Below are 25,344 nucleotides of genomic sequence, written 5' to 3'. Positions count from 1 at the left end.
ACCGCAATTTCCATTGAAATCGAAGGGACGATTTCCATTGAAGTTGCGGGAAGTTGTCCACAGGCATCGGCATGTCGGGGTGCGACACGCCGATGGTCCGCAGTTTCAATTGAAACTGGACCTCTGATTTCAATGGAAATTGCGGGAGGTCACACCACCGGGGGATCCGCTAGTGGGCGGAGGTGATGAAGAAGAACACCAGGAACGGCAGCATGATCCACATGCCGAGGTGGACGTCCCGGAACTTGCCCGCCACCACCTTGATCAGCACGTACGCCGTCAGGGCGGCCGCGATGCCGTTGCCGAAGTTGCCCCAGAAGATCGTGCACGCCACCAGCAGCCCGGCCGGGATCGCCTCGGTCAGGTCGGTCATGTCGACCTTCTTGAAGCCGCGCATCATGCTCAGCCCGACCACGACCAGCACCGGTGCGGTCGCCGCCGACGGGATCATCGTGGCGAACGGCGTGAACAGCAGCAGCACCAGGAACAGGCCCGCGGTGGTCAGCGACGTCAGCCCGGTGCGGCCACCGGCGTCGGACCCGGCCGCGGACTCCGCGTAGGTGGTCACCGACGGGGCGCCGAACATCGAGCCGCCGGTGATCGCGACCGAGTCGACCAGGAACGTCCGGTTGATGTTCGACCTCTGCCCCTCGCGCTCGGTCAGCCCGATCCGCTCCGTCACCGCCAGGACGACGCCGGTCGCGGAGAACAGCTCCGAGGCGAAGAACGCGAACAGGTACTGCAGGTACTCCGGCCGCAGGGCGCTCCAGAGGTCGATGTGGAACGCGACCGGGCCGACGCCGGCCGGCGCCTGGAACCAGTGGTCCGGCAGCTCCGTGACGCCCAGCGGGATGCCGATCAGGGTCAGCGCCACGATGCCGATGACGAACGCGCCCGGCACCTTGCGCGCCTGCAGCGCGGCGACCAGCACGATGCCGCCGAGCGCCAGCAGCGGTTCCGGTGAGCTGAGGTCGCCGATCTCCAGCCCGCTCTTGCCCGGTTCGAGCATGCCGGAGAGCTTGAAACCGATGTAGACGATGAACAGCCCGATGGCGGTGCCGATGGCCACCCGGATGTTCTGCGGGATGACCTTGGCGAGCAGCCCGCGCAGCCCGAGCAGCGACAGCACGAGGATCGCCACGCCGGACCAGAAGACCATGCCCATCGCGACCGGGTACGGCACGTGCTGCTGCTGCACCAGCGTCGCCGCGACCAGCGCGGTTCCGCCGAGCCCCGGCGCGAGCACGAACGGCATGTTGGCGAAGAAGCCGACCGCGGCGGTGGCCAGCACGATCGTCAGGATCGTGCCGGTGGTGGCCGCCGCGTGCGGCACGCCGGCCTTGGCGAGCATGCCGGGGATCACCACCACGGCGTAGGCCGACGCGAAGAACATGCTCAGCCCGGCCAGCAGTTCGGTGCGCACCGAGCTGCCGCGTTCGGACAACCGGAACCAGCCGTCCAGCTTCGATCCCGATCTCACGTCGGTCATCAGCGGTATCTCCCCTGGTGAAAGATGCAAACGCTTGCACTGCAAGCGATTGCAGGGACGATAAGCGGCACGGTATGAAGGTGTCAAAGCGACGTGAGGGAGGACGCGATGGCGCGGCTGGCCGACGTGGCCCGCAAGGCCGGCGTGTCGGTGGCGACCGCGTCGCGCGCGCTGGTGCGGCCGGAGATGGTCGCGGAGCGGACCCGGCAGCGGGTTCGCGACGCGGCGATCGAGCTCGGCTTCCGCTACCACCCGTCGGCCCAGGCGCTGGCCACCGGCCGCAGCAGGCTGCTGGCCATGATCGTCCCAGACCTGACGAACCCGTTCTACGCGACGATCATCGCGGGCGCGCAGCGCGCCGCCGAGGAGGCCGGCAACGACCTGCTGGTCGTGGTCAGCGACGAATCGCCGGAGCGGGAACGGACCCTGATCGACCGGCTGCGCGACCGGGTCGACGGCTTCGTGGCCATCGCCCCCCGCGGCCCGGCCTCGCTGTTCACCCTCCCGGACGTGCCGATGGTGCTGGTCGACCGGCGGACGCGCGGCGTGCCGTCGGTCGTCATCGACACCCCCGGCGGGCTGCACGAGATGGGCGCGCACCTCGCCGGGCTCGGCCACCGCCGCATCGCCTACCTCGGCGGGCCGCGCGGCTCGTGGGCTGACCCGCGCCGGCTCGACGGCCTGCGCAACGGCTCCGGGCACGAGGTCGTCGCGTTCGGCCCGCTGCCACCGACCTTCGAGGCGGGCAACCGGATCGCCGACGAGCTGGTGGCGAGCGGGTGCACCGCCGCCGTCGCCTACAACAGCGCGCTGTTCCTGGGGCTGATGTACCGGCTGGCCACGCTCGGCGTGCAGGTTCCGGAGCAGCTCAGCGTGTGCTGCGCCGACGATCTCGCGGAATTCGGCCTCGCCGTGCCGGAGGCGACCACGCTGCACGTCCCGACCGAGGACGCCGGTGCGTCGGCGGTGCGCACGCTGCTCGGCGTGGTCGACGGGCGGCCGCCGGAGCCGCGGCACCGATCGGTGCCGGTCGAGCTCGTGATCGGCGCGACCACGGCCGCACCCGCCTGAACGGCGCAGGCCACTGGGCCGTGGGCACCACTGCTTCCACTGATGTTCGGCTCCTGAGCGCTTCACCCGTTACGGACCGTTGGGTCATGCGGTAAGACTTCACTCGTGTGGACCACCACCCGGCCGACGGCAGAGGCGCTCGATCGGACCGACCCGCTCGCCGATCTACGTGCCCGCTACGACCTACCGCCCGGCCTGATCCACCTCGACGGCAGCAGCGGCGGCCCGCTGCCGCGCACCACGCCCGACCGGCTGCGCCGGTTCGTCGAGCACCGCCGGCAGCCCTACACCGGCCGCGTGCGCGGCGAATCCGAATGGCGCGGCGAAGCTCGGCTCGCGGCGGCGTCGCTCGCGCCGCTGATCGGCGCCGAGGCCGGCGAGATCACCGTCGCCGAGACGGCATCGATCAGCCTGTTCAACACGCTGCTCGCGGCGGCGCGGCTGCGTCCGGGGCGGCCGATCCTCGCGGTCGGCCGGGACTGCTTCCCCGCCGACTGCCTGCTGGCCCGGTCCGCGGCCGACTTCATCGGCGGCCGCCTGCACCTGATCCGCAGCAGCGCGGACCTGGCCGAGCTCCCGGCGGGCCAGGTCGCGGTGGTCGCCGTGTCGCACACCGACGCGCGGACCGGAGGCGTGCGCGATGCGGCCGCCATCACGGCCGAGATCCACCGGGCGGGCGCGCTGGCGCTGTGGGAGCTCAGCGGCTCGGCGGGCGCGCTGGACGTGGATTTGCACGGCTGGGACGTGGATTTCGCCATCGGCAGCGGCGACCGCTACCTCGGCGGCGGCTCGGGCGCGCCCGCGTACTGCTTCGTCGCCGACCGGCACCGCCACGAGGCGCCGAAGTCCTCCTGCACCGCGGCGGGCGCACTGCCTTCGCTGGGCGACGGGTTCGCGGGCTCCCTGTCGGTCGCCGAGCTGCGATCGGGACTGTCCATCTTGGACGGTGTGGCACCGGCGGCGCTCGCCGCGAAGGCGGCGCGGCTGGCGGAGGTCTTCCTCACGCGGCTGGACGACTTCTGCGCCGACGCGCAGATCGAAGTCGTGCCAGTGCTCGAAGGGCTGCAGCGCGGCGCGCAGATCAGCCTGCGCCACGACAGGGCCCAGCGGATCGCGGAGGCGCTGTACGACCGCGACGTGCTGGTGGACTACGCCGAGGACGACCTGCTCAAGCTGAGCTTCGCCCCGTCGTGGCTGCGCTACGTGGACGCGTGGGAAGCGGCGGAGCAGCTCCACTCGACGCTCCACGAGGTCGGTTAGGCCTCGGGGCTTCCCAATTCAGGCCTGCCGAGCCGCCCAACGGGGCTCGGCGCCGTCGTTCCGGTGCGGATTGACCAGATCGACGGCGCCGGGCACCCACACGCGGGACTACTGGTCGGCGCGCACGCGCCGCGCGACGATGGCGGCGTGCGGTCGTCTGCCCGGATCAACGCGGCTTTCGGTCTCCTCCACCTGGAAACCCGATTCCACGAGACGCTGCGACATCTCCTCGATCGTCCAGAAGTAGGCGGTCGTCACGGCGTGCGGGAACGGCTCGACCTGCGCGCCCTCGAACATGCCGAGCAACAGGCTGCCGCCGTCGCACAGGCATCGCGCGAACTCGTCGAGGATGCGGGGCACGTTCTCGGGGTCGGTGTGGATGATCGAGTACCACGACAGGATCCCGGCCACCGAGCGATCAGGCACGCCGAGCTGATCCAGCTCGCCGACGCGGTACGGGACACCGGGAAACCGCGACCGGGCGATCTCGACGAAGCTCGGCACGAGGTCCACACCCTCGACGTCGCAGCCCTGGCCCCGCAGGAAGTCGGTCCACTGCCCCGGCCCGCACCCCGCGTCGATCACGGGTCCGGACACCTCGCCGGCCCATCTGGAGATCAACTTCCGGTCCGGCTCGGGCATCCACTCCGCCAGAACGGCCAGATCGGCGTACTCCTCCGCCCGCCGGCCATACGCATCCCGCACATCACTTACCGACACCCGACACTCCCGTCAACACAACACCCGGTCCCACGACGACACGGCGAGACCGCACTTCGAAATATCTACAGTGGACTCATCAGCCGAGGACGAGCGGCAGTTTCGCGGCCAGGTCGCCCAGTTCGGCCCGCTCCGCGTCGGTCGGAACCCGGCGGCCCGTGCCGATCAGCAGCGCGTCATCGTCGGAGAACGACGCGGGAAACGCCGTCCCGGCGATCTCCTCCAGCATCTCGCGGGTCCGGGCGAGGCCCTCGGCGGGCGGGCCCGCGGCGTCCGGGAGATGTGCGATCAGGTCGAGGTGGTGCAGGGTCCACTCCAGGACGTACGCGGAGAGGTAGTCGCCCGCGGTGAGCACCATGTCCTGGGTGCTCACGGCGAGCTTCGGATCGGCGAGTTCGGCGGCGCGCCCGGCGGCGGAGCCGACGTCGTCGAGGTGGAACTTCAGCAGCTCCGGCCGCTCGTACGCGGCGGCCAGCCGGACGATCAGCGCGTCCAGCGGGTCGTCGCCGGTCGGCGGCGTGCCGGAGACGGCCCAGTAGGTCACCGCGTCGTGGGTCGGCTGCTCGTCGGCGGGGGTCACGAGGGTGATCAGGACGTCCTGGGCGTCGATGACCAGGTGGCACGCCAGGTCTCGCACGAGCCAGCCGGCGCAGCCGGACGGCTGTGCGAAGTCTTCGTCGGAGAGTCCGGCGACCGCCGTCCGCAACGCAGCCCAAGAGCGCGAGAAGAGATCCACGGCCGCAAGCTATCAGCGCCCACCCCGCCCGGCGACCGATTTCGCGATCGCGGTCGGCCGCGGCGGAGAACATCGTTGCCGGCGAACGGGAATCGGCCACTCCGGGATCAGCTGGGCGACCCCGTCCAAGAGCCGCTGCAGGCCGAACTCGAAGATGCGCCCCCGCCCCGGCCGCCGATGCCGTGGTGTTCTTCGCCGACGGCCGCGCGGTGGACACCTGCACCGGCCGAGCACCGACGCGGTCGCGGCCCGGATGGCGACCTCGGCACGACCCGCCCGAACGGCGGTGCCCGATACAGCCCTGACCACGTGATCAACAACATCACCCGACGACAAGGTCACCTCCGCCGACGACACGGTCCGCGATGACGGCACCGTCCGTGGACGGCACGGTCCGTGATTCCGTCGTCCCGCAATTTCAATGGAAATCAGAGGTCTGATTTCCATTGAAATTGCGGGAGTTGTCCACAGGCACCGGCGTGTCGTGGCCCGACACACCGAGTTTCAAACAGTTTCAATTGAAACTGTTTCCAACGGTTTCAATTGAAACTGGACATGGATCGCGACTGGACATCGACCGGACTGTGTGCCGGTTGAGGTCGTGCGCCGGGGGTGAGGTCAGGGGGTCGGGGGCGGGGTCAGGGGGCCGGTTCGGCGATCCGCGCGTAGATCCGGTCCAGGTCGTCGCGGAAGTCCGCCGGGGATCCCGGGGTCGTGCGGAGTTGACGGGTCGTCGACCGCATCGTCGACACCAGCAGTTGAGCCTCCTGGAGGTCCTGGGCGCCGTTGCGGACCGCCTTCTCCGTGGCCGCGTCCACCACTCGCTCCAGGACGATCACCGCAGGCCACCAGCGCTCGGCTTCGGCCGCCGTCGCCGGGTTCATCAGCTCCTGCTGGAGCGCCGACCTGAGGTCCGCCAGCTGGCGGTAGGTGCGGCGGCGGAGGGCCGGGCGGCCGTGGCGGACCCCCGCGAGCGACTGGGACACGTACTCCGCGACCGCCTCCACCGCGTCGGCGAACCGGCTCGGCAGCGCAGGTCCCCGGTGCAACGGCCGCAGCAGGGAACCGCCGGCCAGGACGATCGCGCAGCCGACGACCGTGTCCACCAGCCGGGCCGCCGGGAAGAACTGCGCGTTCTGGCTCATCTGCAACAGCACCAGCGCCGTCATGACCGCGGTGAACAGGCCGTAATGCCTGCTGAGCGCCTCGGGCAGCTTCGCGGCCAGCGCGACGATGAACGGCAGCAGCCACCAGCCGGCCGGCACGAGCGCGATCAGCGCCGATGCGACGAGCACGCCGATCACGGTGCCGACCGCGCGCAGCACGGTGCGGGCGAAGACCGAGCCCGAGTTCGGCTTCAGCACCAGCGCTACCGTCAGCGCGATCCAGTACGGCTCGTCCATGCCCGCCGCCAGCCCGATCCCCTCCGCGAGCGCCAGGCACAGCAGCATCCGGCACACCTGCGCCCAGGTGGAGCGGCCGAAGGACAGCCGGAAGCGCTCGCGGTGATCGCCGGAAACCGGCGGGAGCTTCGCGCGACGGAACGCGGCGACCAGGTCCGCAATGCCCCGGTCCAGGGCGCGTACCAGCGGTGATTCGTCGGAGGCGGGCCGGTAGGACGGCGGGAGGTCGCCGGTTCGCATGCAGCGCGCCAGCTCGCGCAGCGCTTCGCGAGCCCGCTCCGGCGGCTGCTTTCCGCTGTGCGCAAGAGAAACCGATGCTTCGACGATCGGCGTGGCGTAGGTGTAGACGAGGTAGAGGCGGTCGCGCACGCGGCTGCGCGACATCGATCCTCCGCTCACGAGCACGTCGTGCGCGTTGTCCAGCGCCTTCGTCAGGTTCTGCCGCGCGGTGATCGGCGACTCGGCGTCGAACATGCGCAGTGTCGCGTCGAAGACCGCCGCGACCGCGCCGCGCGCCGGGGCCGTGCCTCGCAACGGCCAGGTGGCGGCGATGATCGCGAGCACCAGCAGCTCACCGGCGAAGAACCACCAGACCTGCGCGCCGAGCGGCAGCGCCGAGTGCTGACCGGTCGCGACCACGCAGAACGTCAGCATGTGCGCGCCGCCGGACGACCAGAGATCGCCCATCCGGCTGGAAAGCACCGACGGCACCGCGACCGCGAGCACGATCGCCGCCGCCCACCACGGGCCCGGCGCGGCGGCCCCGGCCGCGAACCCGAGCGCGCCGAGGATCGCGGCCAGCCCCACCCGGCGCAGCCGGTACCCGTAGGAGCCGGTCAGGTCGGAGAAGCTCGCGCACAGCGCGCCGACCGAAGCGAGCACGGCCTCGTCGATCCGGCCGGTCAGCAGGCCCGCGACCTGCGGAAGCCCCACGCCGATGCTCGCGGCGCACGCCCGGGTCCAGTCCGCCGGAATCGGCGCCGGCCGCAACATCCGCAACAGCCAGGGCGGCAGCAAGGTGATGGGGAGCGCTCGGGTCGTCACACGCACATCCCTCCGGTGCTTGGGGACACGCGCTCCACGCCGAGCGGCATTGGGTTGCACCCGATTGTCACGCGCCGGAAGCCGTCGCACCGCCGAACGCCACCGGCGTCACATCGCGGGCTCGATCACATCCGGCCGCGTGGGGCGGAAAGGGACCCGTGAGCGTTTTTGGTCGCCACAGTGACACGAAGCGCGCACGACGCCGAAACGTCCGAAGTGGACGGTCAGGCGATGGCGCGGAGGATGCGGACCGCCATCGCCGTGGCGATCAGCCAGAACAGGGCCGCTATCCCGTAGTTGATCGCCACCGCGAGCTTCGGGTCGTCCGGCATGAACAGGTCCTCGAAGCCCAGCGCCAGCGGCTCCGCCCAGGACGCCACGAACTTGGCGATGCCGTTGTCCGGGTTGGCACCGCCGATGGCGAACACCACGTGGATCGCCAGCAGCGCGGCGCCCGCGTTGCCGACCCAGCGGACCACGTTGCTGAGCACACCGACGACCCGAGCCCGGGCCCGCCGCAGGTCAGCGCGACGCACACCGCTCTCGTGCGCATCCGCGCTCACGTCTTCCGCCACGATCTCCAGTGTGGCACGACCGGGGCGGTCAGCCGAACATTCGTGCCAGCAGCCCGCCCACCAGCACCCAGAACACCGCCGCCAGGCCGTAGTCGAGCAGCACCTGCAACACCTCGGCCGGCGCCTGCACCAGGCCGGGGAAGAACAACGCCAGCGGCTCGGCCGCCTGCGCCACGGACCTGGCCAGCCCGTTCTCCGCCGGGAAGCCGGTCACCACGAACAGGATGTGCAGCACCAGCATCGCGGCGAGCAGGAAGCCCGCACCGTTGATCAGCGTCGCGACCCCGGATCGCCCCTTCTTCGCCGCCATCGACCCTCCCCTTGATCCACCGACCACTCTGCCAGGCGGATCCGATCTCGTGCGAGAGAAGATCGTGACGTGTCACTTCCCACGATGTGGAAGGGGTGCTTGCATTTCGGGCCACTACTGCGGTTAGCCTAGCTCCGTGGCTCGCGTTCTCCTGCTTCGAAGCCGCGACGGGGTCTCCTAGACCGGCCCCTCGTCGCGGGGTTCGAACGCGCCGGTCGTCGGTCCAGACCCGGTAATCGAGCAGGAGAACCTTTCGGATGAGCACCAATACGCCCGACTCCCAGGCACCCTTCGGCGGCAAGGTGCGGAAGCCGTCCCGGCCCGCCCCCGCCGATCAGCAGCCGTGGAACCCGCAGCAGGGCAGCTCGATGCCCCACCACCGCTACCGCCCCTTCCACGAGCTGGTCGAGAACGTATCCCTGCCCGACCGGACCTGGCCCGACAAGCGGATCACCAAGGCCCCGCTGTGGTGCGCGGTCGACCTGCGCGACGGCAACCAGGCGCTGATCGACCCGATGTCGCCCGCCCGCAAGCGCCGCATGTTCGACCTGCTGGTGCAGATGGGCTACAAGGAGATCGAGGTCGGCTTCCCCGCCGCCAGCCAGACCGACTTCGACTTCGTCCGCGAGATCATCGAAGACGGCGCGATCCCCGACGACGTCCGCATCCAGGTGCTCACCCAGTGCCGCCCCGAGCTGATCGAGCGGACCTTCCAGTCGCTGGAAGGCGCGCCGCAGGCGATCGTGCACATCTACAACTCGACGTCGATCCTGCAGCGCCGCGTGGTGTTCCGCGAGGAGCGCGAGGGCATCAAGAAGATCGCCACCTCGGCCGCGGAGATGGCCCTGGAACTGGCCGGCAAGTACTCCGACACCGACTTCCGCTTCCAGTACTCCCCGGAGTCCTACACCGGCACCGAGCTGTCCTACGCCGCCGAGGTGTGCGACGCGGTCACCGAGATCTGGCAGCCCACCCCGGAGCGGCCGGTGATCCTGAACCTGCCCGCCACCGTCGAGATGGCCACCCCGAACGTCTACGCCGACTCCATCGAGTGGATGCACCGGAACCTGGCCCGGCGCGACTCGGTGATCCTGTCGCTGCACCCGCACAACGACCGAGGCACCGGCATCGCCGCCGCCGAGCTGGGCTACCAGGCCGGCGCGGACCGCATCGAGGGCTGCCTGTTCGGCAACGGCGAGCGCACCGGCAACGTCGACCTGGTGGCGCTGGGCATGAACCTGTTCAGCCAGGGCATCGACCCGCAGATCGACTTCTCCGACATCGACTACGTCAAGCGCACCGTCGAGCACTGCAACCAGCTGCCCGTGGCGGAGCGGCACCCATGGGGCGGCGAGCTGGTCTACACGGCCTTCTCGGGCAGCCACCAGGACGCCATCAACAAGGGCCTGGACGCGCTGCACGACGCGGCGAACCAGGCCGGCACCCCGGTGGACGACCACCCGTGGGAGGTGCCGTACCTGCCGATCGACCCGAAGGACGTCGGCCGCACCTACGAGGCCGTGATCCGGGTCAACTCGCAGTCCGGCAAGGGCGGCGTCGCCTACATCATGAAGACCGAGCACCAGCTGGAGCTGCCGCGCAAGCTGCAGATCGAGTTCTCCAAGGTGGTGCAGGCGCACACCGACTCCGAGGGCGGCGAGGTCAGCCCGACGGCGATGTGGTCGGCGTTCTCCAGCGAATACCTGGAGGCCACCGCGCCGCTGAGGCTGGTCCGGCAGCGCGCCGCCGGCGAGAACGGCAACGAGTCGATCACCGCCACCGTCGTCGTGGACGGCGAGGAGCAGGAGATCACCGGCACCGGCAACGGCCCGGTCTCGGCCTTCGTCGATGCGCTGAGCAGCATCGGCTACGACGTGCGGGTCATGGACTACCACGAGCACGCGCTGACCGCCGGTGACGACGCGCGCGCCGCGGCCTACCTGGAGTGCGCGGTGGGCGACGAGATCTTCTGGGGCGCCGGCGTCGACACCTCGACGATCACCGCGATGCTGCGCGCGGTGGTATCCGCGGTGAACCGCGCCAACCGCTGACCGACGCAACGCGAACGGCCCGTTCACCCCTTCTGGCGGGGTGAACGGGCCGTTCGTTCGCGGACGGATCGCAGTTTCAATTGAAACTGCGGGCCAGCGGCGTCAGCGCACCGGAGCGTCGGTCTCGGGCTCGGCGCCTTCGACCTTCGCCGATTCGCCGGTTTCGCCCGGGTTATCGGTTTCGTCCGGGTTATCGGTTTCTTCCAGCTCCGCCTCGTCTTCTCGCTCCGCGCGGCGGCGGACGAAGCGCACGATCAGCCAGCCCAGGACCACCGTGACCAGCAGCGCCACCCACGAGAAGCGGTGGAACCACTGCCCGGCGACCACGCCGAAGATGTAGGCCAGGGTCGTCACCGTGCCCGCCCACGCGATGCCGCCCGTGGCGTTCGCGATCAGGAACTTGCGGTACGGCATGCCCAGGATGCCCGCCAGCGGACCGGCGAGGATGCGCAGCAGCGCCACGAACCGGCCGCCGAACACCGCCCACGCGCCGTAGCGGTCGAACGCGCGTTCCGCCTGGCGCACGGGTTTCGGCCCGAAGTGCTTCGGCAGCTTGCGACCGAGCCAGCCCAGCAGCGTGCGGCCGTAGCGCTTGCCGACCGCGTAGCCGACCGAGTCGCCGATGATCGCGCCGCTCGCGGCGACGATGCCGAGCACGACCGGATTCGCCACGCCCTGCGACGCCGCGACCCCGGCACTGACGAGCATGATCTCGCCGGGCAGCGGGATCCCCACGCTTTCCAACCCGATGATCAGCCCGACCACCAGGTAGATCACCCCAGGGGGGATCGTGTCCAGCCACTCGATCATGTACGTCCATTCCGGTCCGAGAACGCGTCGCGCGGTCGCCGAAACGACCGGCACCATCGGCCAGGGTACGTACCGGGGCCGGATTGGTGTCATCGACGACGCAGAAGACGTGCGCATCTTTGGCGAAGCGCAGCGGTTGGTGTGACGGTAGCCACACAGCAGTCGCGAGCGGCCTGGGGAGATGCCGCCCGCGATGCCCTGGGGGAGGGCATTTTGCGCATCATCGGCATCCGCAGCATCCCGGTCGCCGTGCCGTTCGACACCACCGAGAGGTGGGCCGCAGGCAGCCGCCGCGGCCTGGTCAGCGTGCTGATCGAGATCGACACCGACGAAGGCATCACCGGCCTCGGCGAGGCCCCGGCCTACCCGTCGGCCGAGATCGTGCTCGCCGCGCTGCGCTGGGTCGAGCGGTTCGCCATCGGCGAGGACCCGTTCCGCACCGAACGCATCGCGAGGCTGATCGACGTCACCGGCACCTCGAACCACGCGGGCACCACCGGCCCCGCGACGGCCGCCATCGACATGGCCTGCTGGGACATCGTCGGCAAGGCCTGCGACCAACCGCTGGTCAACCTCTTCGGCGGCCCGCTGCGCGAAGAGGTCGAATACCTGCACTACGTCCCGGCGGGCCCGCCGGAGTGGATGCGGGAGCAGGCCGTGCGGGGCGCCGCGGCGGGCTTCGGGAGCTTCTACGTCAAGGTCGGCGCCGCCGACCAGGCCACCGACGTCGCACGGGTGGCCGCGGTCCGCGACGGCATCGGCGCAGGGGCCGCGCTGCGGATCGACGCCGACGGGGCGTGGTCGCCCGCCGCCGCGCTCCGCGCCCTGCGCGCGCTGGAGCCCTACGACATCGAGTTCGCCGAGCAACCGGTCTCCGGCCGGAACCTTCCGGAGATGGCCCGATTGCGAACCCGCACGGGCGTGCCGCTGCTCGCCGACGCGGCGTCGCGCACGCGGCACGACCAGCTGGACGTGATCAGGCAGGGCGCGGCGGACGCGATCTCGGCGGACAACGTGCTGGACGGCGGCCTGCTGAACCTGAAGCGCTCGGCCGGGATCGGCGAGGCCGCGGGCATCCCGGTCGTCAAGCAGAGCCTCGGCGAACTGGGTGTCGCGACGTGCGCCGCGGCCCACCTGATCGCCGCCACCCCGGGATTCCCCTGCGCCAACCAGTCCTACGGCCGGTTGCTCGCCGACGACGTGGTCGAGGACGGCCCGCTGCGCTATCCGGGCGGCCGGCTGCGCCTGCCGGACCGGCCGGGCATCGGGGTCCGGCTGGATCGCGACCGGCTGGCGCGGTACGCGGAGTTGTACCAGGTCGCGGGGCACGAGTACGGCTTCGCCGAACCGCCAGGAGGGGCCGAACCGCCGGCCTGAATACACCAGAAGTCGCATTTCGCTGGGCCGAGAATCGGCGTCCGGTCCGGTGAACACACTCGACCAAAGATGGTATTGCGCTTTCCCCCGAATCGGCACCATTGATGACGTCGCGGGATGCCAAGCGACGCCCCTGGGGAACACGGGGCAGGGGGAGACGGGCCGGAGACGGGGGAAACGTCGGGGACGCCGGTCCCTCCCCCTGTTCCTCATATCTTCGTTCTCCGCCCGAGACCCTGCGGCGAACTTCGCGGTCGACCTGAACAGCCGGGCCATTTCGGGCAAATCGCCTTTTCACGCAACGTCGTCGCGGCCGTTGCACGCCTCTATCACTCGACCGGTCTACCGGACTTGATGTCGGGCTGCCGTCGGGGTTCAGTCAGGCACCGAAGTGCAGCAGCGTTGAGGTGGACATGTGGCCGACCGAGGACCCGACCGAACAGCTCCGCTGGCGAATCCCGTGCACCACACCGGTCGATTCGGGCAACATGACAGTGCTGGTCGTCGGAGATCGGGTCGCCGTGGTGCTGCCGCCGGGCGAGACGCTCGTCTTCACTGCCGATGAAACCGATGACCTCGCAGCGCTGCTGGACGAGGCCGCCGGCTACCTGTCGCGCGGCGCCGAGGGATCGGAGGCACCTGCGTGGCCCTCATCGACACCGACCTGAGCTTCGACCCCCGCGACCCCTACTTCCCCGTCCCCGGCGCCGCTGGCGTGGAGTGGGCGGTGCAGGTGTTCACCACGACCAACGGCTACGGCATCGACGTCGAGCGGGCGCACGTCCGGGAAGGCGACCGCGTCCACGTGCACGCCGACCGGTACGCGCGGCTCGGCCAGCAGGTCCGGGTCGAGGCCGGCGAGGCCGACGTCGAGGTGACCCGCGCGGCCGGCGTGCTGGAGTGGGCCATCACGGTCCGCCACGACGAGCCGATCAAGGCGGTGAAGCTGCTGCTGCGCGGCCTGCCGCCGGAGCAGCTGCGGGCCGGCTGGTGGACGCCGAACACCGGGCGCGGCTGGGCGCACGGCGTCAACGGCCAGCGGTTCCAGCTGGAATACCCGGGCTCGGACTGGGCGACGCCCTGGGTGGCGGCCGGGGACGAGGCGAACGGGCTGGCGCTCAGCGTCCGCGATCCTCTGGTGCGGCGGAAGATCCTGCACGTCCACCAGCCCCCGTACGCGCCGGGCCCGATCGCCGAGCTGGTGCACGTGCCGTCGGCGACGGCGCGCTCGACGACCTGCCGGGTGCCGTCGATCCGGCTGCGGCTGGGCACCACCGGGCACAGCTCCGACGCCGACCTGGACGAGCACCTGTCCTTCGTGGAGGGTTCGCAGAACCTGGTGCCGTGGTCCTCCCGCCCGGACGTGCCGGACTGGCTGCGGCGGACCGCGCTGGTGGTGACGCTGCACGGCCAGCACTGGACGGGCTACGTGTTCAACACGTTCGCGCAGATGGCCGAGGCGCTGCGCTTCGTCGCGCGGCACATCGATCCGAGCCGCGTGCTGGCCTACCTGCCCGGCTGGGAAGGCCGCTACTACTACGCCTACCCGCGGTACCGGCCCGGCGAAGACCTGGGCGGCGCAGGGGGTTTCACCGAGCTCGCGCACACCGCGCGGCAGCTCGGCGTGCGGCTGATGCCGATGTACGGCGGGCACGGCGCGAACGTGGTCGAGTACCCGGGGTGGGAGCGGGCGGCGCTGCGCAACGACACCAACCGCTACGTGGAACTGCTGAACCGGCCGGACTGGGACGGCGACCGGGTCGGCGAGGGCGATCAGGTCTTCCTCAACCCCGGCGAACCGGAGTTCCGCGCCCACCTGGTGGAGTCGATCTCGGCGATGGTGCGGGACTTCGGCGTCGACGCGGCATTCCTGGACACCCTGGGCTACTGGTTCAACGACCCGCGCTACGAGGTGATCGACGGCTACCGCCGGCTCGCCGACGAGCTGCACCACCGCCACCCCGGGCTGGTGCTCGCCACCGAGGGCTGGTGGGACGCGCTGACGGCGATCTTCCCGCTGAGCCAGCAGTGGTACGGCGCGGACCGGGACCTGCGCAAACCCCGCGTGCTCACCCGGTACGCCCGCACCACCGGCCACCTCGCCGAGGGAACGCCGGGACGGGGCAGCACGGGCGTGCACGAGAAGGGCTTCCTGCACCGGCCGCCGGACGTGGCCCGCGAGGCGCACATCCCGGTCGTCGGCATCACCGACGACACGCTCCCGGCCCACGCCGATGAGATCGCGGCGATCTGCCGCTGGGCCCGGGAGCACGCCCCGGAGTAGCCGGGCGATCTCGCGTTCCGCAGGCGCGGTCGTGAGCAGCGGAAACGGGGCCGCTGTCCGGGAACTAAGCGCCGGTGACCGTCGCGGCCTCGGCGAGGAGCGTGTCGAGCACGACGCGGACCGCCGGGCGTTCCGTCGCCCCCTTCCTGGACACCACCTCGATGTTCCGGCCCGCGCGGACCCCGGCCAGCGGGCGCATGACCAGCCGGGGAGAGTCCACTGTGTACCTCGGCAGCAGCGCGACGCCGTGGCCGTCGGCGACCAGGGCCTGGGTGACCTGGAAGTCGTTGATCCGCTGCACCACCACCGGCCGGACGCCCGTGCGGACCGCCAGCGAGCGCAGCACGTCGTCGACCGGGAAGCCGACGTCCACGCTCAGCCACGGCTCGCCGACCAGCTCCGCCGGCTCGATGCGCTCCCGGTCGGCGAGCGGGTGGCCCGGCGGCAGCGCGACGTCCAGGGGCTCCCGCAGCAGCGGGGTGATCTCCACGCGCGCGCCGTCGAACGGCGGCGCCTGGTCGTCCCGGTGCGCCACCACCACGTCGAAGTCGGCGGTCAGGGCCGGCACCTCCGGCGGCGTCATGTCGACGTCGCGGCACTCCAACCGCACCTTGGGGTGCGCCGCCATCCGCCGGAGCAGGCCGGGCAGCAGCAACAACGCGCCGGACGGGAAGATCGCGACCCGCACCACGCCGCGCGGCGTCGACCGGTAGCTGTCCAGCTCGGCCTCGGCGCGGTCCAGCGCGGCCAGCACCTCGTCGGCCCGGGCCGCGAGCGCCCGGCCGGCGTCGGTGAGGCGCAGCCCGCGACCGGCCGGTTCCGTCAGCGGCACGCCGACCTGCGCCTGCAACGCCCGGATCTGCTGCGACACCGCCGACGGGGTGTAGGACAGGGCCTTCGCGACGGCGGTGACCGTCCCGCGATCAGCGAGTTCGCGCAGGAGTCTCAACCTGCGGACATCCATGAAGGAATGGTACACATTAGCTGTAAATAGTATTGCTTGTTCTTCACAGAGCCGGGCCGCAGGCTGTCAAGGTGAACTCACGAGACCGCTTGCTGGCCGTGGTGGTCGTCGTGCTCTGGGGCGTCAACTTCATCGCACTCGACTACGGGCTCGGCCAATTCCCACCGTTCTTCTTCGCCGGACTCCGCTTCGCCGTGCTGCTGCCGGTGCTGCTGTTCGTGCCGCGCCCGCGAGTGCCCTGGCGGTGGCTCATCGGGTACGGGCTGTTCTTCGGCGCCCTGCAGTTCGCGTTCCTGTTCACGGCGATGAACATCGGGATGCCGACCGGGCTGGCCTCGCTGGTGCAGCAGGCGTCCGCGCCGTTCACCGTGGTGCTCGGCGCGCTGCTGCTGCGGGAGCGGCTCACTCCGGTGCAGATCGTCGGCATCCTCATCGCGGTGCTCGGCATGGTGGCGATCGGCTGGCACCGCGCCCAGAGCGCCACCCTGCTGCCGCTGCTGATCACGCTCTGCGGCGCGTTCTCGTGGGCGCTGGGCAACCTGTGCGGCCGGAAGGCGAACGCGTCGAACCCGCTGCACCTGGCGCTGTGGATCGCCATCGTGCCGCCGCTGCCGATGTTCGCGCTGTCGGCGGTGGTCGAGGGACCGACGGCGGGCTGGGACGCGCTGGCGACGGCGTTCGACTCGCCGACCGGCTGGTACGCGCTCGCCGGGCTCGCGTACACGTCGCTGCTGGCGACGATCATCGGATCGGGCCTGTGGACGACGCTGATGGGGCGCTACCCGGCCAGCATGGTCGCGCCGTTCTCGCTGCTGGTGCCGGTGGTCGGCTTCACGACGGCGTGGCTGGTCCTGGGCGAGCGGCCGCACCCGATCGAGCTCGCGGCGGGAGCCGTGGTGGTGGGCGGGGTGCTGCTGGGCAGCATCAAGCTGACCCGCCGCAAGCCACTGGTCCCCGACGCGCCACCCGAACCCGCCGAACCGAGCGCCCCGCTCCGCACCACCTGACGACACCGCCCGCCCGATTCCGCCTGGAATCGGGCGGGTTCCGGCGTCAGCGGACGGCTTCGCCCTTCTCGAAGTCCGGGTTGCAGAGGTGCACCCCGTTCCCCTCCGGGCAGTCGTAGGTCACCAGGACCTCGCCCGACTCCGCCACCAGGCGCTCCGCGGTCGCCCGCTCCAAGATCGCCCGGTGCTCGCACGCGGAGCACCGCGGCGCGCTGCTGTACCTCACTCGCTGCCTCCGTTCCACCGGCCGCCGACGATCTTGTGAACCTAGGGCCTAGCGCGCCGGGCGCGGTGGACAACGCGCGAAATCAGCGCGCCGGTTTCGAACGTCGTGAGTGCCTGTGGCCGCTGGAGCAGCCACAGCCGCTCACGACTGGACCGACGGTCAGGCCGGGGCCGAGGTGATGTCCAGGTCGCCGAAGTCCGCCGGGTTCACCGCCTCCGCCTCGACCTCGTGGGGCTTCAGCCTGCCGTCGCGGATCTCCTCCGCGTAGTGGCACGCCACCCGGTGACCCGGCTTGAGCTCGCGCAGTTCCGGCCGCTCCGTGTCGCACCGGGTCGCCTGCCGCCACGGGCACCGGGTGTGGAACCGGCAGCCTGCTGGCGGCGCGGCCGGCGAGGGCAGGTCGCCGGAGAGCAGGATCTGCTCCCGCTCGTCCTCCACCGTCGGGTCCGGCACCGGCACCGCCGAGAGCAGCGCCTTCGAGTACGGGTGCAGCGGCTCCTCGTAGAGATCGTCCGATGCGGACTCCTCCACGATGCCGCCCAGGTACATCACCCCGACCCGGTCGGCGATGTGCCGCACCACCGCCAGGTCGTGCGCGATCACCAGGTACGTCAGCCCGAACTCGGCCTGCAGGTCCTCCAGCAGGTTCAGCACCTGCGCCTGCACCGAGACGTCCAGCGCCGACACCGGCTCGTCGGCCACCACCAGGTCGGGCCCCACCGACAGCGCCCGGGCGATGCCGATGCGCTGCCGCTGGCCGCCGGAGAACTCGTGCGGGTACTTGCGCAGCGACGTCGACGGCAGGCCCACGGCCGACAGCAGCTCGCGCAGCCGCTTGTCCGTGCCCGCCCGGCCGCTGTCCATCCCGTGCGCCCGCATGCCTTCGACCAGCAGCGACTGCACCGACTGCCGCGGGTCCAGGGAGGACAGCGGGTCCTGGAAGACCATCTGCATCCGGCGGCGCATCCGGCGCAGCGGCTCGCCCTTCATGCCGGACAGGTCGACGCCGTCGAACACCACCTTGCCGCCGGTGGGCTTCTCCAGCCGCAGCACCGCGCGCCCCAGCGTCGACTTGCCGCAGCCGGATTCCCCGACCAGGCCGTAGGTTTCGCCACGCCGGATGGTCAGCGACACGCCGTCCACGGCGTACACGTAGCCGATCGTGCGGTCCAGCACCACGCCGCGCTTGATCGGGAAGTGCACCTGGACCTGGTCGATGTCGATCAGCACGTCCCGGGGGTTCCCCGCAGTTTCCGGGGTTTCGGTCATGACGCCTCCAGGGTCCGGCGCCGGGCACCGGCATCCGGTGCAGCCAACAGGTGCTTGGTCCGGTCGTGGTGCTCCGCTGCGCCCCGACCGGGTGACTCCAACGCAATTTCAATGGAAATCGAAGGTCCGATTTCCATTGAGCGTTTTCCATCCTGGTCGGCCCGCAGCCGCGGGTCGCAAAGGTGCATGTCGATGGGCTGTCGCATGCGCCGCAGGCGCATAGCCCACCTACGACACTGGCACCGCCGCGGGTTCACGGTGCCCACCCCTCCGGGGTTCCCTCGGCGAGGACGGCCCTGACGCCGTGTATTGGACATACATAAGTCAGGGCACCCACAGACCAGGGAGCCTCTGAGGTTCCGCCACCCGCACCGCCACGCAAAACGAGCTTGGAAAAACCTCAATTGAAACTTGGGTCAGTGGCGGGCGAAGGTGGAGAGGGCCGCGACGGTGACGAAGACGGCGGCCGTCGCCGTGAAGACCAGCGTCGCCGCGGTCAGGCCGTAGGCCGTGCTGAGGAAGCCCAGGGCGACGCTGGGGACGCTGGCCGACAGGTACGCCACGACGTAGATCAGCGCCGCGGTGCCCGCCCGGTGCTCCGGGGCCGCCAAGCCGGTCAGCATCCGGAACCCGCCCATGAACACCAGGCCCCAGCCGGTGCCGAGCACCGCCGAGCCGACGAAGAACACCACGGCGCCCTGCCCGAGCGCCGCCGCCGCAACCCCGGCCAGCCCGGCGAGCATCAGCGGCGCGCCGACCCGCACCGCGCGCCGCGCCTCCCAGCCGCCCAGCAGCAGTTGCGCGAGCCCGCCGAACCCGGCCAGCGCCGCGACCGCCAAACCGCCCACCAGGTAGGGGTTTCCGCTGACCAGCCCCTTGGCCACCGACGGCCCGAGGGACATGAACATGCCGCCGACGATCCACGAGGCCAGCAGCGTCGTCGCCATCAGCGCGAACGTCGCGCCCTTCCCGGCAGGCACGGTCGGTCGCTGCGGGCGCAGCACCTCGCGCAGCGCGCGGCGGTGCGCGACCGGCTCGGGCATCAGCAGCACGCCCGGGATCGCGAGCAGGAAGCCGAGGATCAGCAGCAGGTAGCTGGTCAGCGTCGGCCCGGGCACGAACTGCACCAGAGCACCCGCCAGCAGCGAGCCGAGCGCCATGCCGAGCCCGGCCGCGACGCCGTTGATCAGCGATCCGCGGTTGGTGCCCGGGCGCTGGAAGTCCAGCAGGGCGCCGCTGATCGCGCTGGTCGCGATCCCGGTGGCCAGGCCCTGCAGCGCCCGGCCGACCAGCAGCCAGGCGACGCTCGGCGCGATCGCGAGCACCAGCATCGAGGCGATCTCCAGCACGAGCCCGGTCAGCAGCACCGGCCTGCGGCCGATGTGGTCGGACAGCGAACCGAAGAGCACCAGCGCGAGCAGGATGAGGACCGCGTAGACGGCGAAGACCTCGGTGAGCACCGTGGTGGTGAAGTGCCATCGCTGCTGGTAGATCGAGTACATCGGGGACGGCGCGGTGGAGGCCATCAGGAACAGGGCGTACACCCCGCCGACGAACCAGAACGACGCGGGCCGGGACAGCGCGCCGCGGCCGAGGGTTCCGCTGCGGGGCTGGACGAGCTCCGTTGTGGTCATGCCTTCCTCTGCTTCCAACGGCCGCGGATCGCCCTGCTCGCAGCGGGCCGCAGCGGAATGAGTGATTCCGCTCGGGTCCAACCCCGCAGCGGAATGGATCATTCCGCTGTCCGCGTATGCTGTGGCCATGCCCACACCGGACAGGTCCGCGCGATACGACGACCAGGTCATCGCCGCCGCGCGTGAGGTGTTCGCCGCGCAGGGCTTCGCGGCGCCGATGTCGGAGGTCGCCAAGCGCGCGGGAGTCGGCGTGGCGAGCGTGTACCGGCGCTACCCGAGCAAGCAGGAGCTGGTCGAGCAGGTCCGCATCGCCGCGTTCCGGCGGATCATCGGCGAGGCGGAATCGGCCCGCGCCGAGGAATCCGACCCGTGGCAGGCCCTGGTCCGGTTCATGCGCCGCTGCCTGCGGGAGGGCTCCGGGATCGGCACCGTGCTGCCGCCGATGGACCAGCAGCACACCTATTCCGCGGAGTTCCGCGAGCTCCAGCGGGGCGTCGCGAGGGAGATCGAGGCCCTGGTCGACGCCGCGAAGCGGGCGGGTGAGCTGCGTCCGGACGTGGACTGGACGGACATCCTGCTGCTGCTCAAGCACCTCAACCCGGCGCTGCCGACGAGCGAGTCCCGGCGGGCCGAGTTCCGCGCGCGCTACCTGGCCCTGGTGCTCGAAGGCCTGCACGCGGGAGGCGCGGAGCTGCCGGGGCCGCCGCCGGACCGGGCGGAGTGGCAGGCCCTCTGCGACAACTTCGCCATGTCCTGACCGCCGAACGACCGGACGCCAAATCCTGTTTCTGCAGTTCAGGTCCCGCGTGCACGTTGTGTCGCCATAGCAGCACCAAATACGCACGGGTCCTGACCGGGCAAAACATCACCTGGTCCGGACGGGCATCCCGCGCCTCAGCGTTCAGCTGGGGCGTTTTCGCTGTTCAGGGTCATTTTCGGGGTTCCGCTTGACCTAGATCGTTCGAAAGTTATCCTATGATCGTAGGTTAATAGAGTGATAGGGGAAGTGCTTGATCGAGTTCCGCGTCGACAGCGGTACCGGGGTGCCGCCCTACCGGCAGCTCGTGCATCAGGTCGAGCACGCCCTCCGGCTCGGGCAGCTGCAGGTCGGCGACCGCCTGCCCACCGTCAAGGAAGTCGCGAAGAACCTCGTCATCAACCCGAACACGGTGTTGAAGGCGTACCGCGAGCTGGAGCACAAGGGGCTGGCCAAGGGCCGTCCCGGGGCGGGCACCTTCATCGAACGGGGCCTGACCGGACTGCCCGCGGAGAAGCAGGCCGAGCTGCGAACCGGCCTGGAGCGGTGGCTGACCGAGGCGTACCGGGCCGGCATGGATTCCGAAGGCATCGCCGCGCTGATCGCGACGGTGCTGCACGACTTCCGTCCTGAGGGGAACCAATGACTGAAACCGCCATGACGGCGACCGGCCTCGGCAAGCGGTACGGCCGCAAGTGGGGCCTGCGGAACTGCTCGCTGCAGGTGCCTGCGGGACGGGTCGTCGGCCTCGTCGGCCCGAACGGCGCGGGCAAGTCCACGCTGCTGAACCTGATGGTCGGCCTGCTCGCGCCGACGGAGGGCGAGCTGACGCTGCTCGGCGAGCGCGTCGGCCCCGGCACCGTGCTGGACCGCGTGGCCTACCTCGACCAGGAGCACTCGCTGTACCGGAACTTCAAGGTGCGCGAGATGCTCAAGGCCGGGCGGATGCTGAACAAGCGCTGGGACGAGCAGATCGCGCTGGACCGCCTCGCCGAGCTGAACATCCCGCTGGAGAGCCGGATCGGCGGGCTCTCCGGCGGACAGCGGGCGCAGGTCGCGCTCGCGGTGGCCCTGGCGAAGAAGCCCGAGCTGCTGATCCTCGACGAGCCGGTGGCCAGCCTCGACCCGCTGGCCAGGCGGGAGCTGATGAGCGTCCTGATGGAGACGAAGGCCGACTGGGACTGCACCGTGGTCCTGTCCTCGCACGTGGTCTCCGAGCTGGAGCGGCTCTGCGACCACCTGATCGTGCTGGACCACGGCCAGGTCAAGCTCTCCGAGGACATCGACGACCTGCTGGAGCAGCACCACGTCCTGATCGGGCCGAAGGGCGCGGCGGCGGGCGTGGCCGGCGAGGTCGTGCACCGGGAGGAGCGCGGGGACCGGGTTTCCATGCTGGTGCGCGGGAATCCCCCGGCTCCCGGCTCTTCGTGGGACGTGCAGCGCGTCGACCTGGAAACGCTCGTCATGCACTACCTGACGGCTTCGGCGCCGCAGCGCATCCGGGAGGCCGCCGCATGACCTGGTTGACCTGGCGGCAGCACCGGCTCGGGCTGGCCGGATTCGCCGTCGTCTTCCTCGGCGTGGCGGCGATCTACCTCTTCTCCGGCTCGCTCGGCGCCGATGCCTCGACGGTTTACACCGCGGCGTACGGGTTCTCGCGCCTGGTCAAGTTCGGCGAGGACGTCAGCAGCTTCCTGCTGCCGCTGCCGCTGCTGGTCGGCATGTTCGCGGGTGCTCCGCTGGTGTCCAGGGAGCTGGAGCAGCACACGTTCCGCTACGCGTGGACCCAGGGCGTCTCGCGGAGCCATTGGCTGCGCGGCAAGGTTCTCCTGGTCGGGGCCGCGATTCTGGTGCTCAGCACGATCTTCTCCCTCGTGCACATGAGCTGGTTCGCGCCGATGGTTCCCGAGATGGGCTGGTTCCGCTTCTTCAACCAGTCGGTCCCGGCGTTCCCGATGAGCTGCCTGTTCACCTTCGCGCTGGGAGTCGCCGCCGGAACGCTGATCAAGCGGACGGTGCCCGCGATGGCCGCGACCATGTTCGGCGGCGCAGCCGTCTTCGTGGTGATGGCCTGGCTGCTGCGGCCGAACTACATGGAGCCGATGACCCTCGCCCGGCCGCTCGACCCGGTCGACGGGCGATCCGGATCCGACGACGCGCTCAACGATGTGTACTACCTCGGTTCGGTTTTCCAAGACAGTTCGGGAAGGACCGGGAATTCGGCGGTCTGGGGAGAAGGCGAACCCGCGCCGGTCAGCATCGTCACCTACCACCCGGCGGACCGCTTCTGGTCCTTCCAGTTCATCGAAGCGGGGATCTACCTCGCGTTGACCATCGCTTGTCTGGCGCTGGCCTTCTACTGGCTGCGCCGCAAACTCAGCTGACCTGATTCCGGGCGAGACGAGGGCGCTGATCGCGCCCCGGCCGATGCTGCCCGGAAAACCCAAACCGGAGGTACGAATGATCTGGTTGACCTGGCGGCAACATCGGTTGATGGTGGCCCTGGTCGGCGCGGTTCTGCTCGGTTTCGCCGCGTGGTTCCTGTTGCTGGGCAACGGGATGCGGGATTCGCTGGGGCGGGCCGAGTTGGCCGACTGCATCGGTATCGGGATGGACTGCGGCGAGTGGACGTCGTCCCTCAGCATGCTGAGCAGCCTGCAGGGGACACTGCTTCCCGTGCTGCCGGCGCTGATCGGCGCGTTCCTGGGCGCGCCGATGCTGACGCGGGAGATCGAGCAGCGAACCTTCCGCTACGCCTGGACGCAGGGGATCTCCCGCGAGCACTGGCTGTTCAGCAAGGTGTTCCTGCTCGGCGGCGCGATCGCCGTGCTCAGCACCGTGTTCTCGGCGGCGTACGTGTGGTACTTCCAGCCGGCCGTGCCGGAGTGGAGCTGGTTCGACGCCTTCGGCATGGTGCTGCCGTCCTTCCCCGCGACGTGCGTGTTCGGTTTCGCGCTCGGCGTCCTGGCCGGAACGGTGACCAAGCACCTCCTCGTCGGGATGGCGTTGTCGCTGGCCGGTTTCCTGGCCGTCTTCCTGCCCATCGTGGCGTGGCTGCGACCGCACTACATGTCGCCGCAGCGCCTCACGACCGACGAGTACTACCGGGGGCCGCGCGGCTGGGTGACCGAGTTCGTCTACCGGAGCCCGGAAGGCGAGGAGCTCGACATCTTCGGGGCGCTCCGGGCCAGCGGCGTTCCGCATGCGCCGAACTCCGTCGGCTCGGCCGAGATCGACCAGCTCAGCGCGGCCGGTTACACCCAACTCGTGCTCGTCCAGCCCGGCAGCCGGTTCTGGACGCTCCAGTTCGTCGACGCCGGGGTGTTCCTGGTGCTCGCCGCGGCGTGCATCGCGCTGACCTGCTGGCTGTTGCGCCGCAAGGCGCTCTGATCTTCCGGGCCTTGCCCGGGACCTTCACCGAATCGAGAGGAAAACCATGCGCATCACCAAGTTGCTCGCTGCCGCCTTCGGCGCGGCGCTGGTCGGGATCGCGACCGCCGGTAGCGCCGGCGCGATCGTCGGCGGCGGCCCGGCCGACGAGCAGTACCCGTTCATGGCGTCGCTGCAGATGCCGGACGAGCCCAGGTTCCACTGCGGAGCGACGCTGATAGACGACGGCTGGCTGCTGACCGCCGCGCACTGCGTCGACTCCTTCGACGTGGGGCAGCTGACGGCGCGCGTCGGCAGCCCGGACCGCACCACCGGCGGCGAGGAGCGCCGGATCGCCGAGAAGGTCCTGCACCCGCAGTACAAGAAGGAGTTCCTGGCGCAGTACGACTTCGCGCTGCTGAAGCTCGACCGGCCCGTCGACCTGCCGACGGTGCGGATCGCGGATGCCGAGCAGGTGCCGGGCAAGGACACCCGGCTGATCGGCTGGGGCCGGGAGTGCAGCGAGTTCGACTGCGGCGAGATCCCGGCCTTCCCGCGCCAGTTGAAGCAGTACGACGCCGAGGTGGGCGACGACGCCGAGTGCGCCAAGACCGACGGCAGCGTCGACACCTGCCTGCGCGCCCCCGGCAACCGGGTGTCGGTTTGCGAGGGCGACTCCGGCGGTCCCGCGCTGATCCGCGACGCGGCCGGGCGCTGGGAGCAGATCGGCATCACGAGCCGGTTCGGTGGCACCGCGGAGGAGGCGGTCTGCGGCGACGAGCCCGACATCTTCGCCGACCCGGTCGCGGTCCGGGACTGGATCGGCCAGACGATCGGCGGCTGAACCACCTGATCGGAGGTGGGGGGGGGGGGGGGGGGGCCCCCCCCCCCCCCCCCCCACCCATTTTTCCCCCCCCCCCCACACCACCCGGCAGAGTTTTCCCCCCACTCACCAAGAACCGCCTTTTTTTTCGATGGCCTCCTCACC

Annotated in this window: 25 protein-coding genes; 14 read left to right on the top strand and 11 right to left on the bottom strand. The window is 70.6% G+C overall.

Features of this window, described 5'->3' with window-relative positions:
- Positions 1–169 precede the first annotated feature (169 nt).
- The gene (locus AC07FN_RS28675) at positions 170–1,489 is read right to left on the bottom strand and encodes an NCS2 family permease (RefSeq protein ID WP_478398407.1); all 1,320 of its coding nucleotides are present in this window, start codon (positions 1,487–1,489) and stop codon (positions 170–172) included.
- A gap of 93 nt (positions 1,490–1,582) precedes the next feature.
- Here AC07FN_RS28675 and AC07FN_RS28670 point away from each other — a divergent pair, with 93 nt between their 5' ends.
- A complete protein-coding gene (locus tag AC07FN_RS28670; RefSeq protein WP_478398406.1) occupies positions 1,583–2,560 on the top strand; it encodes a LacI family DNA-binding transcriptional regulator in 978 nt (325 codons plus the stop codon).
- A gap of 105 nt (positions 2,561–2,665) precedes the next feature.
- On the top strand, positions 2,666–3,820 hold the full coding sequence (locus tag AC07FN_RS28665) for an aminotransferase class V-fold PLP-dependent enzyme (protein WP_478398405.1): 1,155 nt from the start codon (positions 2,666–2,668) through the stop codon (positions 3,818–3,820).
- 108 nt (positions 3,821–3,928) lie between these two features.
- Here the strand turns inward: AC07FN_RS28665 and AC07FN_RS28660 are convergent, their stop codons facing one another.
- The 5 genes from AC07FN_RS28660 to AC07FN_RS28640 form a co-directional block, all read right to left on the bottom strand.
- Entirely contained in the window at positions 3,929–4,540 is a 612-nt protein-coding gene (locus AC07FN_RS28660) for a class I SAM-dependent DNA methyltransferase (protein ID WP_478398404.1), read from the bottom strand.
- 79 nt (positions 4,541–4,619) lie between these two features.
- A complete protein-coding gene (locus AC07FN_RS28655) occupies positions 4,620–5,276 on the bottom strand; it encodes a maleylpyruvate isomerase N-terminal domain-containing protein (protein ID WP_478398403.1) in 657 nt (218 codons plus the stop codon).
- Between the two features lie 638 nt (positions 5,277–5,914).
- Entirely contained in the window at positions 5,915–7,723 is a 1,809-nt protein-coding gene (locus AC07FN_RS28650; protein ID WP_478398402.1) for an FUSC family protein, read from the bottom strand.
- Positions 7,724–7,947: 224 nt separating this feature from the next.
- Positions 7,948–8,298 carry a hypothetical protein gene (locus tag AC07FN_RS28645; RefSeq protein ID WP_478391792.1) on the bottom strand — a complete coding sequence of 117 codons (351 nt, stop codon included), beginning with the start codon at positions 8,296–8,298 and terminating at the stop codon, positions 7,948–7,950.
- Positions 8,299–8,326: 28 nt separating this feature from the next.
- The gene (locus AC07FN_RS28640) at positions 8,327–8,608 is read right to left on the bottom strand and encodes a hypothetical protein (RefSeq protein ID WP_132479048.1); all 282 of its coding nucleotides are present in this window, start codon (positions 8,606–8,608) and stop codon (positions 8,327–8,329) included.
- Between the two features lie 257 nt (positions 8,609–8,865).
- Here AC07FN_RS28640 and leuA point away from each other — a divergent pair, with 257 nt between their 5' ends.
- Positions 8,866–10,659, top strand: a complete 1,794-nt coding sequence (gene leuA / locus AC07FN_RS28635) for a 2-isopropylmalate synthase (RefSeq protein WP_478398401.1) — start codon at positions 8,866–8,868, stop codon at positions 10,657–10,659.
- Positions 10,660–10,761: 102 nt separating this feature from the next.
- On the opposite strand, the gene AC07FN_RS28630 is transcribed toward leuA, so the two are convergent.
- Positions 10,762–11,469, bottom strand: coding sequence for a DedA family protein (locus tag AC07FN_RS28630; RefSeq protein ID WP_478398400.1), 708 nt, complete (start codon positions 11,467–11,469; stop codon positions 10,762–10,764).
- Here AC07FN_RS28630 and AC07FN_RS28625 point away from each other — a divergent pair.
- From AC07FN_RS28625 to AC07FN_RS28610, 4 genes are all read left to right on the top strand, one after another.
- The gene (locus AC07FN_RS28625; protein WP_478398399.1) at positions 11,450–11,614 is read left to right on the top strand and encodes a hypothetical protein; all 165 of its coding nucleotides are present in this window, start codon (positions 11,450–11,452) and stop codon (positions 11,612–11,614) included. The two genes, AC07FN_RS28630 and AC07FN_RS28625, sit on opposite strands and share 20 nt — an antisense overlap.
- Complete coding sequence (locus AC07FN_RS28620) at positions 11,611–12,846, top strand: mandelate racemase/muconate lactonizing enzyme family protein (RefSeq protein ID WP_478398398.1); 1,236 nt, start codon at positions 11,611–11,613, stop codon at positions 12,844–12,846. The genes AC07FN_RS28625 and AC07FN_RS28620 overlap by 4 nt, the downstream gene beginning before the upstream one ends.
- 413 nt (positions 12,847–13,259) lie before the next feature.
- Entirely contained in the window at positions 13,260–13,514 is a 255-nt protein-coding gene (locus AC07FN_RS28615; protein ID WP_235883238.1) for a hypothetical protein, read from the top strand.
- A complete protein-coding gene (locus AC07FN_RS28610; protein WP_478398397.1) occupies positions 13,490–15,130 on the top strand; it encodes a hypothetical protein in 1,641 nt (546 codons plus the stop codon). Before AC07FN_RS28615 ends, AC07FN_RS28610 begins: the two co-directional genes overlap by 25 nt.
- A gap of 64 nt (positions 15,131–15,194) precedes the next feature.
- Here the strand turns inward: AC07FN_RS28610 and AC07FN_RS28605 are convergent, their stop codons facing one another.
- Complete coding sequence (locus AC07FN_RS28605; RefSeq protein ID WP_478398396.1) at positions 15,195–16,094, bottom strand: LysR family transcriptional regulator; 900 nt, start codon at positions 16,092–16,094, stop codon at positions 15,195–15,197.
- 71 nt (positions 16,095–16,165) lie between these two features.
- Between AC07FN_RS28605 and AC07FN_RS28600 the strand changes: the two genes are divergently transcribed.
- Positions 16,166–17,101: an EamA family transporter gene (locus AC07FN_RS28600; RefSeq protein ID WP_478398395.1), complete on the top strand. Its 936-nt coding sequence runs from the start codon at positions 16,166–16,168 to the stop codon at positions 17,099–17,101.
- Positions 17,102–17,147: 46 nt separating this feature from the next.
- Here AC07FN_RS28600 and AC07FN_RS28595 read toward each other — a convergent pair whose 3' ends face one another.
- The 3 genes from AC07FN_RS28595 to AC07FN_RS28585 form a co-directional block, all read right to left on the bottom strand.
- Entirely contained in the window at positions 17,148–17,327 is a 180-nt protein-coding gene (locus AC07FN_RS28595) for a hypothetical protein (RefSeq protein WP_478398394.1), read from the bottom strand.
- Positions 17,328–17,486: 159 nt separating this feature from the next.
- Complete coding sequence (locus tag AC07FN_RS28590; protein ID WP_478398393.1) at positions 17,487–18,596, bottom strand: ABC transporter ATP-binding protein; 1,110 nt, start codon at positions 18,594–18,596, stop codon at positions 17,487–17,489.
- 416 nt (positions 18,597–19,012) lie between these two features.
- Positions 19,013–20,230, bottom strand: coding sequence for an MFS transporter (locus tag AC07FN_RS28585; RefSeq protein ID WP_478398392.1), 1,218 nt, complete (start codon positions 20,228–20,230; stop codon positions 19,013–19,015).
- Between the two features lie 127 nt (positions 20,231–20,357).
- Here AC07FN_RS28585 and AC07FN_RS28580 point away from each other — a divergent pair, with 127 nt between their 5' ends.
- From AC07FN_RS28580 to AC07FN_RS28555, 6 genes are all read left to right on the top strand, one after another.
- Positions 20,358–20,987, top strand: coding sequence for a TetR/AcrR family transcriptional regulator (locus tag AC07FN_RS28580; protein ID WP_478398391.1), 630 nt, complete (start codon positions 20,358–20,360; stop codon positions 20,985–20,987).
- A gap of 253 nt (positions 20,988–21,240) precedes the next feature.
- Positions 21,241–21,633, top strand: a complete 393-nt coding sequence (locus tag AC07FN_RS28575) for a GntR family transcriptional regulator (protein ID WP_478398390.1) — start codon at positions 21,241–21,243, stop codon at positions 21,631–21,633.
- Complete coding sequence (locus AC07FN_RS28570; protein WP_478398389.1) at positions 21,630–22,505, top strand: ABC transporter ATP-binding protein; 876 nt, start codon at positions 21,630–21,632, stop codon at positions 22,503–22,505. The genes AC07FN_RS28575 and AC07FN_RS28570 overlap by 4 nt, the downstream gene beginning before the upstream one ends.
- The gene (locus tag AC07FN_RS28565) at positions 22,502–23,371 is read left to right on the top strand and encodes an ABC transporter permease (protein WP_478398388.1); all 870 of its coding nucleotides are present in this window, start codon (positions 22,502–22,504) and stop codon (positions 23,369–23,371) included. Before AC07FN_RS28570 ends, AC07FN_RS28565 begins: the two co-directional genes overlap by 4 nt.
- Before the next feature lie 76 nt (positions 23,372–23,447).
- On the top strand, positions 23,448–24,377 hold the full coding sequence (locus tag AC07FN_RS28560; RefSeq protein ID WP_478398387.1) for an ABC transporter permease: 930 nt from the start codon (positions 23,448–23,450) through the stop codon (positions 24,375–24,377).
- A gap of 46 nt (positions 24,378–24,423) precedes the next feature.
- A complete protein-coding gene (locus AC07FN_RS28555) occupies positions 24,424–25,200 on the top strand; it encodes a S1 family peptidase (protein ID WP_478398386.1) in 777 nt (258 codons plus the stop codon).
- The last annotated feature ends 144 nt before the right edge of the window (positions 25,201–25,344 follow it).

It is taken from the genome of Saccharopolyspora sp. NPDC045941 (assembly GCF_056431445.1).
Note: the sequence above shows the minus strand (reverse complement) of the source record. Positions and strands in the feature narration are given on the sequence as shown.